This window comes from Streptococcus sp. ELY_137 (assembly GCF_058314515.1).
On record NZ_JBZFUL010000001.1, the window covers coordinates 46887 to 65396 of the forward strand.

The 18510-nt window shown below is 43.2% G+C and carries 11 protein-coding genes; all 11 read left to right on the plus strand.

All coding sequences use genetic code 11. The features are described 5' to 3' along the window. The first annotated feature begins 207 nt into the window (after window positions 1–207). The 11 genes from scrK (at window position 208) to alr (ending at window position 18470) form a co-directional block, all read left to right on the plus strand. Window positions 208–1086 (plus strand): fructokinase ScrK, encoded by an 879-nt coding sequence (gene scrK, locus AC4HAO_RS00235; protein ID WP_491134206.1) that lies wholly within the window; start codon window positions 208–210, stop codon window positions 1084–1086. A gap of 66 nt (window positions 1087–1152) precedes the next feature. Further along, window positions 1153–1929: a MurR/RpiR family transcriptional regulator gene (locus AC4HAO_RS00240; RefSeq protein WP_491093358.1), complete on the plus strand. Its 777-nt coding sequence runs from the start codon at window positions 1153–1155 to the stop codon at window positions 1927–1929. A gap of 86 nt (window positions 1930–2015) precedes the next feature. Then, window positions 2016–3305 (plus strand): PTS sugar transporter subunit IIC, encoded by a 1290-nt coding sequence (locus AC4HAO_RS00245; RefSeq protein WP_491093359.1) that lies wholly within the window; start codon window positions 2016–2018, stop codon window positions 3303–3305. A gap of 78 nt (window positions 3306–3383) precedes the next feature. Further along, window positions 3384–4778: a glycoside hydrolase family 1 protein gene (locus AC4HAO_RS00250; protein ID WP_491134207.1), complete on the plus strand. Its 1395-nt coding sequence runs from the start codon at window positions 3384–3386 to the stop codon at window positions 4776–4778. A gap of 43 nt (window positions 4779–4821) precedes the next feature. Further along, entirely contained in the window at window positions 4822–5769 is a 948-nt protein-coding gene (gene manA, locus AC4HAO_RS00255; RefSeq protein ID WP_491134419.1) for a mannose-6-phosphate isomerase, class I, read from the plus strand. Window positions 5770–6007: 238 nt separating this feature from the next. Beyond that, window positions 6008–11311 (plus strand): collagen-flanked surface repeat-containing protein, encoded by a 5304-nt coding sequence (locus AC4HAO_RS00260; protein WP_491134208.1) that lies wholly within the window; start codon window positions 6008–6010, stop codon window positions 11309–11311. Between the two features lie 421 nt (window positions 11312–11732). After that, window positions 11733–14264: a preprotein translocase subunit SecA gene (gene secA / locus AC4HAO_RS00265; RefSeq protein ID WP_491134209.1), complete on the plus strand. Its 2532-nt coding sequence runs from the start codon at window positions 11733–11735 to the stop codon at window positions 14262–14264. Window positions 14265–14390: 126 nt separating this feature from the next. After that, a complete protein-coding gene (locus AC4HAO_RS00270) occupies window positions 14391–15422 on the plus strand; it encodes a 3-deoxy-7-phosphoheptulonate synthase (RefSeq protein WP_491134210.1) in 1032 nt (343 codons plus the stop codon). 1 nt (window position 15423) lies between these two features. Next, entirely contained in the window at window positions 15424–16482 is a 1059-nt protein-coding gene (locus tag AC4HAO_RS00275; RefSeq protein ID WP_491093364.1) for a 3-deoxy-7-phosphoheptulonate synthase, read from the plus strand. Between the two features lie 50 nt (window positions 16483–16532). Next, window positions 16533–16883, plus strand: coding sequence for a holo-ACP synthase (acpS, locus tag AC4HAO_RS00280; protein WP_447451907.1), 351 nt, complete (start codon window positions 16533–16535; stop codon window positions 16881–16883). Window positions 16884–17366: 483 nt separating this feature from the next. Beyond that, on the plus strand, window positions 17367–18470 hold the full coding sequence (gene alr / locus AC4HAO_RS00285; RefSeq protein ID WP_491093365.1) for an alanine racemase: 1104 nt from the start codon (window positions 17367–17369) through the stop codon (window positions 18468–18470). Window positions 18471–18510: the final 40 nt, after the last annotated feature.

Here is an 18510-nt window from a genome sequence, read left to right on the forward strand (position 1 = left end):
TTTTATAATGGGAAAGAAAAGAAGTTAAGTCATTTATTAATGAAACATAGGCTAAAAGCGTCGGGAAAAAGCAGTGCGGTTGTTAGAATTTTAGTTCTTACAGATGTAACTATTCTGGAGTGTAAGTATTTCTAAATGTTATTACACGCTCACCGCACTTCTTGTTTTCATCGCTGAATGGCTTAGTATTGTTTGGAGGAAGGGTATATGAAATTATACGGAAGTGTGGAAGCGGGCGGAACAAAGTTTGTCTGTGCAGTTGGTGATAAGAATTTTCAAATCGTCGAAAAGGTTCAGTTCCCTACAACGAAGCCTTATGAAACCATTGATAAAACGGTTGAATTTTTTAAAAAATTTGAGGACGATTTACAAGGCATCGCAATTGGATCATTTGGTCCAGTAGATATTGATGAGAATTCTAAGACCTATGGTTATATCACCAAGACGCCTAAACCCAATTGGTCTAATGTTGATTTAGTTGGTCTGATTTCTAAGGAGTTCAAAATTCCATTTTATTTCACAACAGATGTAAATTCGTCAGCTTATGGTGAGGCTCTGGTGCGTCCAGGTGTGGATAATCTGGTCTATTATACTATTGGGACAGGTATTGGTGCTGGCGCAATCCAAGGAGGAGAGTTTATCGGAGGTGCTGGTCACACTGAGGCTGGTCACGTCTATGTTGCCTTGCATCCAAGTGATGTTGCCAATGAATTTCACGGAACCTGTCCTTTCCACAATGGCTGCTTGGAAGGTCTGGCGGCAGGCCCTTCACTGGAAGCTCGTACCGGTACTCGCGGTGAGTTGATTGAACGGAATGCGGATGTTTGGGATATTCAGGCTTACTACATTGCCCAAGCTGCCGTGCAGGCAACCCTGCTTTATCGCCCAGATGTCATTGTATTTGGCGGCGGCGTGATGGCACAGGAGCACATGCTTAGACGCGTGCGTGAAAAATTTGCTGGCTTGTTAAATGACTATCTGCCGGTTCCTGATGTGTCTGACTATATTGTGACGCCAGCTGTTGCTGGCAATGGCTCAGCAACCCTTGGTAACTTTGCTCTAGCGAAAAGAGTGGCAGAACGCTAAATTAATGAGAGTAATCAACCAGCTCCTGAAGCTTGTCTTTGGGAGCTTTTCACTTAGGAGGAAAGTATGAATTTTAAAGAGCGGATTTCGCTTCAATTTACGAATCTGACAAAAACTGATAAAAGAATTATCAATATATTACTTAAGTCTCCGAATTATTTAATTGATAATAGTGTTCAAGAGGCAGCAGCTCTGATTGAAACCTCTCCTGCTGCTTTAGTTAGACTGGCTAAGAAGATTGGTTATAAGGGTCTGCCAGATTTTAAAATATCATTGGAGGAGTATTTTCAGGAAGGAGAAGCCAGTGAGGCTCATTCAGACAAAAGTTTAATCACTAATGTTGTTGATAATTACCGCCATAACTTAAATCTTGTTGAGAGTCAACTGGATGAAGAGCAATTAGAGCGTGTATCGCAACTGCTAATTTCATCGTCTAATATTAAAATTTTGGGAATCGGAAGTTCTGGTTTAAGTGCTGAGCAGATGGTTTACTTTTTACTCTATCAGGATAAATATGCAGAAAGTGTCACTAGCAAGACAAAAATGTACTACTTATCTCGTAATCTGAAAAAAGAAGATGTCTTGATTTTTTATACTGTATCAGGCAATAAAGACTATCAAGAGATTTTCAATGCAGCTCAGAAGGTCGGTTGTACGACAGTCATCATAACAATGGATGATAAAAGGGAATTGCGAGAACTGGCATCAGAGTTCATACTCTTACCTTCTAATCTGTCACTATTCCTTGGCGATTCACAGGAAATTTATCAACTCGATAATCGTTCCATATTTTTAATTTTTTCAGAAATTCTAGCGGCCTATATTAATAAAAATATGAAATAAATTTTATTTTTATAAAATAAATTGAAACATATTTTATAAATGATATAATGAGCATGTAATAAATCACATTTCAAAAGGAGATCGCCATGAACAGATTTATGGACATGCTTAGTGAAAAGGTATTGCCGATAGCAACGATTTTGGGCAATAATAAATATTTGCTGGTGCTGCGCGATGCTTTTATGTTATCGTTTCCTCTGACGATGTTTGGCTCTTTGATTGTTGTTTTTAATAATCTGCCATTTTGGCCGGATAATTTAAAGGTACAATTTGCAGATTTATTTGGCAACGGACAGAGCGCTACAATGTCTATTATGACCATTTTTGTCAGCTTGGGTATTGGTTATTATTTAGCCAAGGCTGAGGAGCTGGAAGAAGGACTTTATGCAGCTGTTGTTGCTCTGGCTTCATTTTTGATTTTAACACCGTTTTTCTTTGATGTTTTAGGGGATAATGGTAAGGTTGTAGCTAAAGCAACTGGTGCGCTTAGCCTTGATAGATTGGGAGCTAAAGGGATGTTTTTAGGTATCATAACATCCTTTGTTGCTGCTAAATTATTTGTCTATCTAACCAAGCGTGGTTTTACGATTAAAATGCCAGAAAGTGTTCCGCCAGCGGTTTCTAAATCATTCTCTGCTTTAATTCCTGCAATTGGAACCTTGATGGTTTTCTTGTTGGTCAATGCTTTGATGACATCGGTTTTCAATACTAATTTACACGATGTTATTTATAGTCTTATTCAACAACCGCTGACTGGTTTGGGAACGAGTCTGTTTGCAACAGTTGTCGCTGTATTCTTTGTACAATTTTTATGGTTTTTTGGTCTACATGGCCAAGTTATTGTCAATTCAGTATTTGAGCCCTTCTGGCAAACCAATATGCTGGATAATGCAAGGCTGACTCAAGAGGGAGCAGATGCCTTGGCGCAGCATGGGCATATTGTTACTAAAACGTTCATGGACACTTTTACCGTTGGTCTGGGAGGTTCCGGTTCAACTTTAATTGTGGTCGTTATGATGGCCTTCTTAATGAAGCAGAGGCAATATCGCGAAGTGGGTCGCTTTGCCTTGGCACCTGGTATCTTCAATGTGAACGAGCCGGTAATTTTCGGTTTGCCTATGGTCATGAATGCTAGTATCTTTATTCCTTGGCTGCTTGCACCGATTGCTTCAGTGATCGTAGCTTATCTTGGTTTTGCAAGTGGACTAGTGCCTCTAACAACTGGCGCTCAGGTTCCTTGGACAATGCCAATTTTCGTTTCAGGATTTTTGGCGACCAATTCCATTATGGGCTCCTTGCTACAATTGGTTCAAGTTATTGTTATTGCGATTATCTGGCTTCCGTTTCTGAAAATAGTTGACCGTCAATTGGACTGATAAAGGCTGGTTCGCGAGATGTTTAAGCCAAAGAAGCTTGGAATATTATTCCAGCTTCTTTCATTAGGAGGGAAGAAAATGACGAGATTAGAATTTCCAAAAACGTTTTGGTGGGGAGGAGCTACAAGTGGCCCACAGCTAGAAGGTCGTTTTAAAAAAACGCATCAGAATGTGATGGATTACTGGTATGATAAGGCACCGGAAGATTTCCATAATCATGTTGGCCCTGATGTGGCCTCCAATTTTTATCATGATTTTAAAGAAGATATTAAACTGATGAAAGCCAGCGGTCTTAATAGCATTAGAACATCTATTCAATGGTCACGTTTGATCGATGATTTAGAAAAAAATACAGTTAATGAAGCGGCAGCAGCTTTTTATAATGCAATTATTGATGAATTTTTAGCGAATGGTATTACCCCTTTTATCTGCCTTCACCATTTTGACCTACCAGTTGAGTTACTGCATCGGTATGGTGGCTGGGCGAATAAGCATGTTGTTGAGCTATTCGCTGGATTTGCAGAAAAATGTTTTGAACTTTTTGGTGATCGCGTAAAACACTGGTTTACTCATAATGAGCCTCTGGTAGTGGTCGAAGGAGCTTATCTGCATCAATTTCATTATCCTAAGCTTGATGATGGCAAAGCAGCAGTTCAAGTGGCTTACAATTTGCAATTAGCTAGCAGTATGGCTATCGAGAAATATCGCCAATTAGGATTAGATGGTCAAATTGGTATTATTTTAAATTTAACCCCAGTCTATCCAGCTAGTCAGGAAAGGGAAGATGCAGAGGCTGGGAATATTGCTGACTTATGGTACAACCGACTTTTTATGGATGCCAGCAGTAAAGGGGCTTTTCCGAAAGATTTGGTCACTTTATTAGATCAAGAAGGGGTTCTTTGGGAAAGTAGTCAAGAAGAATTAGAGCTTATTGCTGCCAATACGATTGATTTCTTAGGCATTAACTTTTATCATCCCAATCGCGTTCAGCGTCCGCGCTATTCGCCTAATAGTTTAGCCGTTGATTTTCGTCCGGATAAGTATTGGCAGGCTTATGATATGCCTATGGCACGAATGAACGTTGATAAAGGATGGGAGATTTATCCCAAGGCTGTTTATGATATCGCCAAGGACATTCAAAATAACTATGGCAATATCTCATGGTACATCAGTGAAAACGGTATGGGGGTGTCGCATGAAGAGCGTTTTCTTAATAGGGATGGTATGATCGAGGATGATTATCGTATTCAATTTATTCAGGAGCATTTATTTTGGTTGCACAAGGGAATTGTTGAGGGAAGCAACTGCCTAGGCTATCATTTGTGGACACCGATTGACTGTTGGAGCTGGGCAAATGCTTACCGCAATCGTTATGGATTAATTTCGAACAATATCCATACGCAGGTTAAAAGGTTAAAAAAATCTGGTTATTGGATGAAGACACTAGCTGAAAATGGCTATTTTGATATGTGACATGCTATAATGGAGGCAGAATGATTAGACAGGAAGTGGTATGATGGCAGAACCATTATTTTTACAATCAACCATGCACGATAAAATCTGGGGTGGGACACGCTTGCGAGATGAGTTTGGTTATGATATTCCTACGGAGACAACTGGGGAATACTGGGCGATTTCAGCTCATCCTCATGGTGTCTCGGTAGTAGAAAATGGTCCTTACACTGGTATGGGATTAGACCGTCTCTATCGGGAGCAGCCAGAGCTTTTTGGCAATCCATCCAGCCCAGTTTTTCCGCTTTTAACGAAGATTTTAGATGCCAACGACTGGCTCAGCGTCCAAGTGCACCCTGACGATGCCTATGCCAAGGAGCGCGAGGGTGAATTAGGTAAAACTGAGTGCTGGTATATTTTGGCTGCTGATGAGGGGGCAGAAATTATCTATGGGCACACCGCCCAGAGTCGCCAGGAATTAGCAGAGCAGATTGAGGCTGGAGAATGGGAACAACTCTTAACGAGAGTGCCTGTCAAGGCTGGTGATTTCTTTTATGTTCCAAGTGGCACGATGCATGCCATTGGTAAAGGAATTATGGTGTTGGAAACTCAGCAGTCCAGCGATACAACCTACCGGGTCTACGACTTTGACCGTCCTGATGCATCAGGAAACTTGCGCCCTCTGCATATCCAGCAGTCCATTGATGTCATGACGATTGGTCAACCGCAAAATTCTCACCCTGCCACTTTAAGAACGGGTGACTTAACATCCACTTTGTTGGTAGCCAATGAATTCTTTACGGTCTATAAGTGGGATGTTGGTGGCCAGACTACTTTTGAGGCTGTTGCCCCTTACTATCTTGTCAGTGTCATTGATGGTCAAGGTCAGATTAAGATTGCTGATCAATCCTATCCATTGGGAAAAGGACAGCATTTTATCCTGCCTCACACAGTTCAAGAGTGGGAAATGTCAGGAAACCTGTCGCTGATTGTCAGTCATATAGCTCATTGAATAAAGTAAATCAAGGAGGAAAGCTCCTTGGTTTTTTTATTTTTTGAAAGTGCATCAAGGTTCTGCATACTAGAGATTCATAAGCGCGGTCATATGAAAATAATTAAAAATATTACATTTTAGTTGCAATTATTTTTCTTTGTTTTATAATTAGAGTGGTTATGTTTGCTTTTGACAATAGACGTTTGAAAGTGTTTATAATCAACATAAAATATTTAGAGAGGGATGGATACATTCTATGAAACCTAAGCCTAGGAAATCTAAGTATTCTATTCAAAGGAAAGAATACTTTTCTATTCGTAAGTTTAAGTTTGGCGCAGCTTCGGCCTTGATCGGGGTCAGTTTGTTCGCTGCCGGTAGCGTTCTTGCTGAAGAGCAGCCCCAAACTCAGTCTACAGTCGTAGCTGTTCAGTCTTCGGAAGGGTCGGCCGGTCAGTCGGCTAGTTCGGAGCAGACAGTGACGCCAGCACAGGATGCTGGTTCTAGTAATAGCACTGGTGAAAGTCAGACGAGCCCATCAAGGGAGAATGGCAGCTCGGCAGAAACGTCACAAAATGCAGAACCAACTACCGATAAGGGTTCAACTGCTGATCACACATCAGTAAGTGAGGGCTCACAATCAAACAGCTATGTTGATGATCTGGCTAGAGTAGATGCTGCAGGGCAGAATGCCTATGTTTTTTATAAGGTCCGTTATGTTGAACAAGGAGCTAATGGTTCCGAATCAACAGTTGGTCAAACGCCAGCTAAATCCTTGGTGATTCCTGCTCATGATTTAGCTGATAAAATTGTGACTGAAACAGCCAACTTAAATCAACTGGGCTTATCAGGTTATGCTTTAGCTCCGAATCAAGCGGATACGCAAGCGGTTGCAGCCTTAGAACTTCAAAAGTCCAAGTATGTAACGTTCTATGTTCAAAAGACTGCTAATCAAGTGACAGCTGCAGCAAGTAATGGACAAACGTCTGTTCAGCATCAGGGCAGTCAAATGGTTACTGAACAGCATGGTGGTCAAGCCCAAGGAACCCTTGGTGTGACTATTGGTCGTGACTATCAATCGCTGAATGAAGCAAGCAGTATCCGTCCCATTGCTATCACAGCGACTCAATCTGGTCAGGCGATTAATCTTGTTCCTGCGGGAAGTGTTGATGAAGATGAGGAGGAAGCATCAGATAGTAAGGTAGCTCAGGCAGAATTATCCTTTAGTTACACTAAGGAAGGGACGGCTGAAGTTATTGATGGATTGCCTGCCGGCCTCTTCTATGATGCTGAAAATGGTACCTTAACAGGGTCAGTCCTCCAATCTGGTCAATATACGATTCAAGTTACTGTTCAGTCTGTTGATGGTGCGACAGTCAGCAAAACGATTGATCTGGATGTTAATGCGCTGCCTAAGAGTGATCAGGCTGTCTTTTCTGGTCGTAAAATTTCTGGTATTGCCGTTAATGGTGGGGTTAATGCGGTCTCAACCAAATTTAGTTATAGTGCAACTATCAATGGAAAAACAGTGACTAAGGATGGTTTACCAGATGGCCTGGTGTATGATTCATCTACTGGTAAAATTGAAGGGCAGGTTGCTCAGGCTGGTAGTTATACTATTTTGTCGCAGGCTAGTGTTGAAGCAACAAACCCTGACGGTACCTATGTTGGTTCAGGTGCTGTAACTTATGTAACAGAAAGCCATTTATATGTAGCTGAACAAAATGGCCCTGGTCTGCCATCTATTTCGCTTACAGCTAACCCGATAAATGCATCAGCAGTGTCTGCTCAGCCAACCCAATCGGGCGGTCCTGTATTTAGGGCTGTAGCTGGTGAAAATCCTGTGGGTACCGTTCATCTGGGTGACAACGCGACACCATCCAACAATCACGATACCGCTATTGGTTACTATGCAGAAACCAATGTTGATTTGGATAATAAGGGTGGTGCAGTTGCTCTTGGTACTTATACAAAGGCCAATGGTGAAAATGCGATTGCTATTGGTAATACTGCCAATGCTAGCGCTAATTCAGCCATTGCTCTCGGTGGTAAGGCAAGCGGTGTTGGTGCAATAAATATTGGTTATACAGCCTCTGCTGATGCTCCTTCAAGCGTTAGCATAGGTTACTATGCCAATGCTCAATCGTCAAATAGTGTTGCGCTTGGTACCCAAGCTAAGTCGGAAGCTATTCTGGCTTCAGCAATTGGTCCTTCAGCGCAAGCTACTTACTATAATTCTGTTGCTCTTGGTGCAGGTTCTATAACAGATTCTGATGCAACAACAGAAGATAGCGCTACTATTAATAACATAACTTACTCAGGATTTGCAGGTCAGACGAAAGCTGCTGGAGATCAGGTTTCAGTTGGTTATAAGGACAAAGAACGTCAGATTAAAAATGTAGCTGCAGGTGCAATTTCTGAAACATCTACAGATGCTATTAATGGTTCTCAATTGTACCTTCTGACTAGAGATTATCATTGGATTGCTACATCTGGTACTGCTGGAACAGGTACACAAAATCAAGTAAATGATACCAATGTTGCTCCTGATGCTCAGCAGGTTCATGGTGGTGACACCATTACTTTCCGCGCAGGAAATGGCCTTAATATTGAGCAAAATGGTAATGTCTTCACCTATTCGATTAATACTCAGAAGCCTAAGCTTGAAATTACTCCAGGTGAAAACGGCACCTACACGGTTAAATACACTGATGCCTTTGGACAAGAAGCTTCGGCGCAGTTTACCGTTAATACTATTAAAGGTGAAAAAGGTGACAAGGGTGATACCGGAGCCGCAGGTCGCGATGGCCGTGACGGTGTAGATGGTAAAGATGGTAAAGCCGGCGCCGCAGGCTTCGTTGATGTCAAGGATAACAACAATGGCACTAAGACTATCACCACAGGAACTGACACCAACGGTGACGGTGTAGTCTCTGAAGACGAAAAGACTAGCGTAACTGTTTCTGATGGCGCTAAAGGTGAAAAAGGCGATAAGGGCGACAAAGGAGACACAGGTGCACAAGGTGTCAAAGGTGATAAAGGCGACACTGGAGCCGCAGGTCGCGATGGCCGTGACGGCGTAGACGGTAAAGATGGTAAAGCCGGTGCCGCAGGCTTCGTCGATGTCAAGGATAACAACAATGGCACTAAGACTATCACTACAGGAACTGACACCAACGGTGACGGTGTAGTCTCTGAAGACGAAAAGACTAGCGTAACTGTTTCTGATGGTGCCCAAGGAGCCAAAGGCGATAAAGGTGATAAAGGTGCAGCCGGCCGTGACGGCGTAGATGGTAAAGCTGGTGCCGCAGGCTTCGTTGATGTCAAGGATAACAACAATGGTACTAAGACCATCACCACAGGAACTGATATCAACGGCGACGGTGTGGTCTCAGAAGATGAGAAGAGCCGTGTAACGGTTTCCGATGGCGCCAAAGGTGATAAAGGAGATACTGGCGCAGCCGGTCGCGATGGTGCAGATGGTAAAGCCGGCGCTGCTGGTTATATCAATGTTGTGGATAACCACGATGGCACTAAGACGATTACGACTGGTACCGATACCAACGGTGATGGTGTAGTTTCCGAAGATGAGAAAAACAGCGTGACGGTTTCCGACGGTGCTAAAGGAGATACCGGAGCTGCTGGCCGTGATGGCGTAGACGGCAAAGATGGTAAAGCTGGCGCCGCAGGCTTCGTCGATGTCAAGGATAATAACAATGGCACCAAGACCATCACCACAGGTACAGATACCAACGGCGACGGTGTAGTCTCTGAAGACGAAAAGACTAGCGTAACTGTCTCTGATGGCGCTCAAGGAGCTAAAGGCGATAAGGGCGATAAAGGTGACACCGGTGCTGCAGGTCGTGATGGCGTAGACGGCAAAGATGGTAAAGCTGGAGCCGCTGGTTACGTTAATGTCGTAGATAATAACAATGGCACCAAGACCATCACCACAGGAACTGATACCAACGGCGACGGCATCGTTTCCGAAGACGAAAAGAGCAGCGTGACCGTTTCTGACGGTGCCCAAGGAGCTAAAGGCGATAAAGGTGATAAAGGTGACACCGGCGCTGCAGGTCGTGACGGCGTAGACGGTAAAGCCGGTGCCGCAGGTTTCGTCGATATCAAGGATAACAACAATGGCACTAAGACCATCACCACAGGAACTGATACCAACGGCGATGGTGTAGTCTCTGACGACGAAAAGACTAGCGTAACTGTCTCTGATGGCGCTCAAGGAGCTAAAGGCGATAAGGGCGATACCGGAGCAGCTGGACGCGATGGCCGTGATGGTGTAGATGGTAAAGCTGGTGCCGCAGGCTTCGTCGATGTCAAGGATAACAACAATGGCACTAAGACCATCACTACAGGTACTGATACCAACGGCGATGGCATCGTTTCTGACGATGAGAAGAACAGTGTGACCGTTTCTGACGGCGCTCAAGGCGCCAAAGGTGATAAAGGTGATACTGGAGCCAAAGGTGACACAGGAGCCGCAGGCCGTGATGGCGTAGATGGTAAAGCTGGCGCCGCAGGCTTCGTCGATGTCAAGGATAATAACAATGGCACCAAGACCATCACCACAGGAACTGATACCAACGGCGATGGTGTAGTCTCTGAAGACGAAAAGAGCAGCGTGACCGTTTCTGACGGCGCTCAAGGAGCTAAAGGCGACAAGGGAGATAAGGGTGATACAGGCGCAGCTGGCCGCGATGGTCGTGACGGAGTAGACGGCAAAGATGGTAAAGCTGGCGCCGCAGGTTACGTTAATGTCGTAGATAATAACAATGGCACCAAGACCATCACTACAGGTACAGATACCAACGGCGACGGCATCGTTTCCGAAGACGAAAAGAGCAGCGTAACTGTCTCTGATGGCGCTCAAGGCGCTAAAGGCGACAAGGGAGACACCGGAGCCAAAGGTGACAAGGGCGAAAAAGGTGACACCGGAGCCGCAGGCCGTGATGGTCGTGACGGCCAAAACGGTAAGTCAGCCACTGCCACAGCTAAAGACAACGGAAATGGTACGTATACGATTACACTCATTAATGGTGATGGGACAACGTCATCCGTAACTGTACGAGATGGTAAAGACGGAAAAGATGGTAAATCACCAACTGTAACGGTTAGCGATAATCACAACGGTAGCTACACTATTACAGTAACAAACGCAGATGGTTCAACATCAAGAGTAGTAGTTAGAGATGGAAAAGACGGTCGTGATGGTATTTGTGGCTGTCCACCGATAATTCCTGACCAACCGCTTTCTCCAATTCCTCCTCTCCCTCCAACCCTACCTAATGTGCCTATAGTCAATCCACCTAGTGGTTCGGGTAACTATGACCCTGATCTTCAACCCTCGCTTTCTAATGAAGGTGTGAAGAAAGGCATCATTGCTAATGAAAAGTCTGTACAGTCGGTGACGAGAAAACAGGATGTACAGTCAAATCGTTTGCCAGATACAGGTGATAAGGGCATAAGCCTTGCCACTCTTGCAGGTACAGCTCTTGTTCTTGTAGTTATGGTTGGGGTATTCGGGAAAAGACGGGATGAAGATATTTAACCTATATGATATGGAAGATTAACTATAGCTTAATTTAGTCTAATTAATAGTCCAACGTGACAAAAGCAACAGTGAATTTAGCTGTTGCTTTTTAGCTTGAAATGATTTTAAATGGCCTGTTTCTATGTTATGAGGAAATGATTATGCTACGGTTAGGTAAACGTCACGAAATGTAGCAGGCAATCCCATTAATGCTATAGCTCGGTATTAAATGATTTTATTATCGACAAATTAATATCATAAAGAGAGCTATTTATGGGACAAATATAGAAGTTATAACAGACTCTCAAACTATTTTGTCATTAGCGTAACAAATACTATTTTGGGCTAATTATTTAGATGAGTCAGATTGGTTGAATTCTTGTATCAGTATGGCTTTTATGATAAAATATGGTGTTAGTGACTATCGAAAGGAAAAGAGATGGCAAATATATTACGCAAGGTCATTGAGAATGACAAAGGCGAACTTCGAAAATTAGAAAAAATAGCTAAGAAGGTTGAATCTTATGCGGATGACATGGAAGGATTGTCAGATTCAGAACTTCAAGGCAAAACAGAAGAATTTAAAAAGCGTTATCAAGATGGGGAGAGTCTTGATCATTTACTACCAGAAGCTTTTGCGGTTGTACGTGAAGGAGCGAAGCGAGTTTTAGGACTTTACCCTTACCGTGTTCAAATCATGGGAGGCATTGTTCTGCATAATGGGGATGTCCCAGAGATGCGTACCGGTGAAGGTAAAACGTTAACAGCGACTATGCCTGTATACCTCAATGCTTTATCTGGTGAAGGTGTGCATGTTATCACCGTCAATGAGTATCTTTCCGCCCGCGATGCAACTGAAATGGGTGAACTCTATAGCTGGTTGGGTCTATCAGTGGGGATTAATCTATCTTCTAAGTCTCCAGCTGAAAAGCGAGAAGCCTATAACAGCGATATTACCTATTCTACCAACTCAGAGGTTGGTTTTGACTATCTCCGCGATAACATGGTTGTCCGCAAGGAAGATATGGTTCAGCGCCCGCTGAATTATGCCTTAGTCGATGAAGTTGACTCTGTTTTGATCGATGAAGCACGGACCCCCTTGATTGTATCAGGTCCTGTAAGCTCTGAAACCAGTGCACTCTACACGCGGGCTGATAGGTTTGTTAAAACACTAGAATCTGTTGATTATGCTATCGACGTTCCGTCAAAAACAATTGGTCTGATGGATTCTGGAATTGATAAGGCAGAAGACTTCTTTAACTTGGATAATCTCTACGATATTGAAAATGTTGCTCTGACTCACTATATCGATAATGCATTGAGAGCCAACTATATTATGAATCTCAATATGGACTATGTGGTTAGCGATGGAGAAGTTTTGATTGTCGATCAATTTACTGGCCGGACAATGGAAGGCCGCCGCTTTTCAGATGGTCTTCACCAAGCGATTGAAGCTAAAGAAGGTGTGCCAATTCAGGATGAGTCTAAGACATCAGCATCTATCACTTACCAAAATATGTTCCGGATGTACCGCAAACTTTCAGGAATGACGGGTACTGGTAAAACAGAGGAGGAAGAATTCCGTGAAATATATAATATGCGCGTTATTCCGATTCCGACTAATCGCCCCGTACAGCGGATTGACCACCCTGATTTACTTTATGCGACAACAGAAGCTAAGTTTAGGGCAGTTATTGAAGATATTAAAGAGCGCCATGAAAAAGGACAGCCTATTTTGGTTGGTACCGTAGCTGTTGAGACTTCTGATTTTATTTCTCAAAAACTACAGAAGGCTGGGATCCCGCATGAGGTTTTGAATGCTAAGAACCACGAAAAAGAGGCCCAAATTATTATGAATGCTGGGCAGCGTGGTGCTGTTACGATTGCAACTAACATGGCTGGTCGTGGTACAGATATCAAGCTCGGTAAAGGCGTTGTAGAGCTAGGAGGCCTTTGTGTTATCGGTACGGAACGCCATGAAAGTCGCCGGATTGATAACCAGCTGCGGGGGCGTTCTGGTCGCCAAGGAGATGAGGGTGAGTCTCAATTTTACCTCTCCTTTGAAGACGATCTGATGAAGCGTTTTGGATCTGAGCGTGTCAAGTTCTTCTTGGAGAGACTCTCGCCAGAAGATGAGGATGTCGTAATCAAATCGCGTATGCTAACGAGGCAGGTGGAATCAGCGCAAAAACGGGTTGAAGGAAACAATTACGATATCCGTAAACAAGTTCTTCAATATGATGATGTCATGCGGGAGCAGCGTGAAATTATTTATGCTGAACGCTCTGATGTCATTACGGCTGAACGTGATTTAGGTCCTGAAATCAAGGCTATGATTAAGCGGACGATTGACCGAACAGTCGATGGTCACAGCCGTGGTGATGTAGATGAAGCTTTGGAAGCGATTTTGAATTTCGCTCATACTAATCTTTTGCCTGAGGATTCCCTAAGCTTGGATGACTTGGATGAGTGGACTTATGAAGAAATGAAAGATGAGCTCTATGAGCGAGCTCTTGATGTTTATGATTCGCAAATTGCTAAACTGCCAGATCAAGAATCTGTTGTTGAATTCCAAAAGGTTCTTATTCTTCGAGTTGTTGATAGCAAGTGGACAGATCATATCGATGCATTAGATCAGCTTCGTAATTCAGTAGGATTGCGTGGCTATGCTCAAAATAATCCGATTGTTGAATACCAATCAGAAAGCTTCCGCATGTTCAATGACATGATAGGTGCTATTGAATTTGATGTGACGCGTTTGATGATGAAGGCACAAATTCATCAGCAAGAGCGCGAAAAGACTACTGCTCATGCTCATACAACAGGGGCGGCTAACATTGCAGCACAGCGTCCACATCAGCTTGTTGACGATGCAGATCTTGACTTGACCAATGTCAAGCGTAATGATCCGTGTCCATGTGGTTCAGGTAAAAAATTTAAAAATTGTCATGGGCGTCAGCGAGCGGTTTAGAACTAATGAAATATTCTGATAATAGATTGAAATAAGCCTAGAAAGTGATATAATGGAGAAGCTATATCACTTTTATTTTCTCTAAATCCTGGGGAAAGATTTTATCAGTATTGAGGGAGGTACAGTATGGCATTTATACCGGTAAGCGATAAGATTGATATCGAAGACGTTCGGCAGCTGTCCAAATTAAGAGGAGAGGCTTTAGCGCGCAAGGAGCAGCGAGACAGAGAGCTCGAAGCAATTATTAAAGGAGAAGATGATCGTCTTCTTTTGGTTATCGGGCCATGTTCGTCTGATAATGAAGAGGCTGTTCTTGACTATGCCCACCGCTTAGCTGATTTGCAGGAAAAAGTTAAAGATCGCGTCTTCATGGTCATGCGGGTCTATACAGCTAAGCCCCGTACTAATGGTGACGGCTATAAGGGTTTAGTTCACCAACCGGATGCACAGGGTCAGCCTAATCTTATCAATGGTATTAAGGCAGTCCGTAATCTCCACTACCGTGTGATTACGGAAACAGGTTTGACAACGGCTGATGAAATGCTGTATCCAGAAAATCTGTCCTTGGTTGATGATTTAGTATCTTATATTGCCATCGGAGCTCGCTCAGTAGAGGATCAGCAGCACCGCTTTGTAGCCTCAGGTATTGATGTCCCTACAGGTATGAAGAACCCAACCTCTGGCAATTTAAAGGTCATGTTTAATGGAATGTATGCAGCCCAATCCAAGCAGAACTTTCTTTACAATGGGCAGGAAGTTAATACATCCGGCAATCCTTTGGCTCACGCTATTTTGCGTGGGGCTCTCAATGAAACAGGGAAAAATATCCCTAATTATTACTATGACGATCTTTTGGATACTATAAATCAGTATGAAAAATTGGGTTTAGAAAATCCTTTCATTATCATTGATACCAACCATGATAATTCCGGAAAACAGTACATGGAACAGGTGCGGATTGTCCGCCAAACACTTATTAACCGAAATTGGAATGACAAGATCAATCAGTATGTTCGAGGTTTTATGATTGAGTCCTACTTGGAAGATGGTCGTCAAGATGTACCAGATGTGTATGGGAAATCAATTACAGATCCTTGCTTAGGCTGGAGTAAGACAGCTGAGCTGGTTCAAGAAATTTATGAAACGCTAGGAAAATAATATGGGAATTCATCAAAAAAGCCAAAAAATCAATGTAGCAGAAGTTAAGCAACTTTCAAAGTTAGAAGGTGGTGCTTTAGCTAGGAAGCAGGCGCGTGATCAAGAATTAGAAGCTATTATCAAAGGTGAAGATAATCGCACGCTTCTAGTCATTGGACCGTGTTCATCCGATAATGAAGAGGCTGTTCTGGAATATGCCCGTCGTCTATCAGCCCTACAGGAAGAAGTTAAGGACCGTGTTTTCATGGTCATGCGGGTTTATACAGCTAAGCCTCGTACTAATGGGGATGGCTATAAAGGTCTTATTCATCAGCCTGATACTTCAAAATTGCCGGATTTAATCAATGGTATTGCAGCCGTCCGCAATCTTCACTACCGTGTCATTACTGAAACGGGTCTGACAACTGCTGATGAGATGCTCTACCCATCTAATTTACCCTTAGTTGATGATCTGGTTTCTTATCATGCGATTGGAGCGCGTTCAGTTGAAGACCAGGAGCATCGCTTTGTAGCCTCAGGTATTGATGTGCCGACTGGTATGAAAAATCCAACATCTGGTAATCTTAATATTATGTTTAATGCCATCTATGCCGCTCAGAATGAACAGAATTTTATCTACCATGATGCTGAAGTTGACACTGACGGAAATCCGCTGGCGCACGCTATTTTGCGAGGGGCGACCAATGAGCACGGTGAAAATGAACCAAACTTCTATTATGATATTTTGGTCAAATCAATTGAACGATATGAGCAGATGGGCCTGTCTCATCCTTTCATCCTAATTGATACTAATCATGATAATTCTGGTAAAAATTATTTAGATCAGATCCGTATTGTGCGCCAAACCTTGATAAATCGTGATTGGAATGATAAGATTAACCAGTATGTCCGAGGCTTTATGATTGAATCTTACTTGGAAGATGGCCGTCAGGACAAGCCAGAGGTCTTCGGGAAATCCATAACGGACCCTTGTCTGGGGTGGGATAAGACGGAGAAACTTATCCGTGAAATCCATCAAACTCTGGGTAAGAATTCATTTGAAGAAATGCTAAATGACTAAAGGGAGGAGAGCTGGGCAACTCGGCTCTTTTTCTATAGGGGGATTAGAAAATGATTATCGGCCATGGGATTGATCTGCAGGAAATTTCTAAGGTTCAAGAAGCATACGAAAAAAATCCAGTTTTTGCCAAAAAAGTACTGACAGATTTAGAATTTGAGCGTTTCAGCGACTTGAGCGGACAGCGGCAAATGGAATATTTGGCTGGTCGTTGGTCTGCTAAAGAAGCTTTTGCAAAAGCGTGGGGAACCGGTATTGGTAAGTTACGTTTCCATGATATTGAGATTGCGACCAATGAAAAGGGGGCTCCTATTATCAGCAGTTCGGTTTTTTCAGGCCGTAGTTATGTTTCTATTTCACACAGTGGCAATTTTGTACAAGCTAGTGTAATTTTGGAGTCTTAATGCTTCTAGCAAGTGAGAGCTACAGTAAGATAAACATGGCTCTTAGAATTTTGTGAGAAACGCAGCAAATAGTCCGTTTCATGTTAGTAAGATTCAATTGTGCTAGGTGGATCAGGTTGGAGATGAGATGAACAGCCTTCATCACATGAGTCTGGGAGACCTTTGGAGGTTGGAAGTAAGATGAAGAATGTTCCTCACATTCGTTTAGGCTTTTCCGCTTTAGCCTTGCGGCAAAGGGAAAGCCAGCAGTGATTCATTGGTACTAAAGAACCAACTGTACAGGGGTAAGACCAAGCTGGCGTTGCTAACATTCTTGCTTCCAACCACTGCATCAAGAGTTTATTCTAAAATAAGAATACTGGACAAGTTTTTGCCCAGCCTCTGTCCGGCATCTGATTTTTGGGTGCCTTACCTGTTAGTCTTTCTTTCTCAGTGTTTTGATTTTGGCAATATCTGTTATAAATAAGTGAGGTTTTAATTAGCATGATTTCAAGTTTGCACCGGCCGACCTTGGCCAAGGTTGATTTGTCAGCCATTTCATCCAATATTGAGCAGGTTCAGCACCATATTCCCAAAGGGGTAATGACTTACGCAGTTGTTAAGGCTAATGCTTACGGTCATGGAGCTGTTGCTGTTGCCAGTCATATTCAGACTATGGTGGACGGTTTTTGTGTCTCTAATATTGATGAAGGAATCGAGTTACGTCAAGCAGGTGTCCGCAAGCCGATTTTGATTTTGGGTGTTGTTCTGCCAGATGAGGTAGCATTGGCACGAGATTACCGCTTGACGTTAACAGTAGCAAGTTTAGAATGGTTGCACTTAGCTCAAGATAAGAAAATCGATCTAAATGGCTTAACTGTACATATTAAGGTTGATTCTGGCATGGGGCGGATTGGTGTTCGTAGTCTAGCAGCTGCTAATCAACTGATTGCTGGTCTGCAAGAAGCTGGAAGCTATGTCCAAGGTGTTTTTACGCACTTCGCAACGGCCGATGAATATAAGGATAGTAAATTTCAAGAGCAACTCACTTTCTTTAAAGAAATACTAGCTGGACTGGCTTATTGCCCAGAAATTATCCATGCCAGTAATTCAGCTACGAGTCTCTGGCATGGAGAGGGAATTTTTACTGCTGTTCGCCTAGGTCTTATTATCTACGGCCTCAACCCCAGCGGGCAGGTTTTGGAATTGCCTTATGCTGTCAAGCCAGCATTGAGTCTGGAATCGGAATTGGTCCATGTCAAGCAAGTACCAGAGGGAAGTGATATTGGCTATGGAGCAACTTATACGGTTCGTCAGGAAGAGTGGATCGGTACTCTGCCACTTGGTTATGCGGATGGTTGGACGCGCGATATGCAAGATTTTAATGTCCTCATTGACGGTCAAAGCTGTCCGATTGTCGGCCGTGTTTCTATGGATCAGATTACAGTCAAATTACCCCAGGCTTATCCTTTAGGAACAAAGGTAACTCTGATTGGAAGCAACGGTGGTGCTACTATTACTGCAACGGATGTCGCTAAACAGCGGGGAACTATCAATTATGAAGTTCTCTGTTTGCTCAGTGACCGTATCCCACGCGAATATGAATAAAAGAATAAAACAGAGCCCTAGCTTGTGATAATCACTACAG

What these genes read in the sequence shown, in the direction of transcription:
- scrK (WP_491134206.1), top strand. Translation starts at nt 208, where the DNA reads ATGAAATTATACGGAAGTGTGGAAGCGGGCGGAACAAAGTTTGTCTGT.
- AC4HAO_RS00240 (WP_491093358.1), top strand. Translation starts at nt 1,153, where the DNA reads ATGAATTTTAAAGAGCGGATTTCGCTTCAATTTACGAATCTGACAAAA.
- AC4HAO_RS00245 (WP_491093359.1), top strand. Translation starts at nt 2,016, where the DNA reads ATGAACAGATTTATGGACATGCTTAGTGAAAAGGTATTGCCGATAGCA.
- AC4HAO_RS00250 (WP_491134207.1), top strand. Translation starts at nt 3,384, where the DNA reads ATGACGAGATTAGAATTTCCAAAAACGTTTTGGTGGGGAGGAGCTACA.
- manA (WP_491134419.1), top strand. Translation starts at nt 4,822, where the DNA reads ATGGCAGAACCATTATTTTTACAATCAACCATGCACGATAAAATCTGG.
- AC4HAO_RS00260 (WP_491134208.1), top strand. Translation starts at nt 6,008, where the DNA reads ATGAAACCTAAGCCTAGGAAATCTAAGTATTCTATTCAAAGGAAAGAA.
- secA (WP_491134209.1), top strand. Translation starts at nt 11,733, where the DNA reads ATGGCAAATATATTACGCAAGGTCATTGAGAATGACAAAGGCGAACTT.
- AC4HAO_RS00270 (WP_491134210.1), top strand. Translation starts at nt 14,391, where the DNA reads ATGGCATTTATACCGGTAAGCGATAAGATTGATATCGAAGACGTTCGG.
- AC4HAO_RS00275 (WP_491093364.1), top strand. Translation starts at nt 15,424, where the DNA reads ATGGGAATTCATCAAAAAAGCCAAAAAATCAATGTAGCAGAAGTTAAG.
- acpS (WP_447451907.1), top strand. Translation starts at nt 16,533, where the DNA reads ATGATTATCGGCCATGGGATTGATCTGCAGGAAATTTCTAAGGTTCAA.
- alr (WP_491093365.1), top strand. Translation starts at nt 17,367, where the DNA reads ATGATTTCAAGTTTGCACCGGCCGACCTTGGCCAAGGTTGATTTGTCA.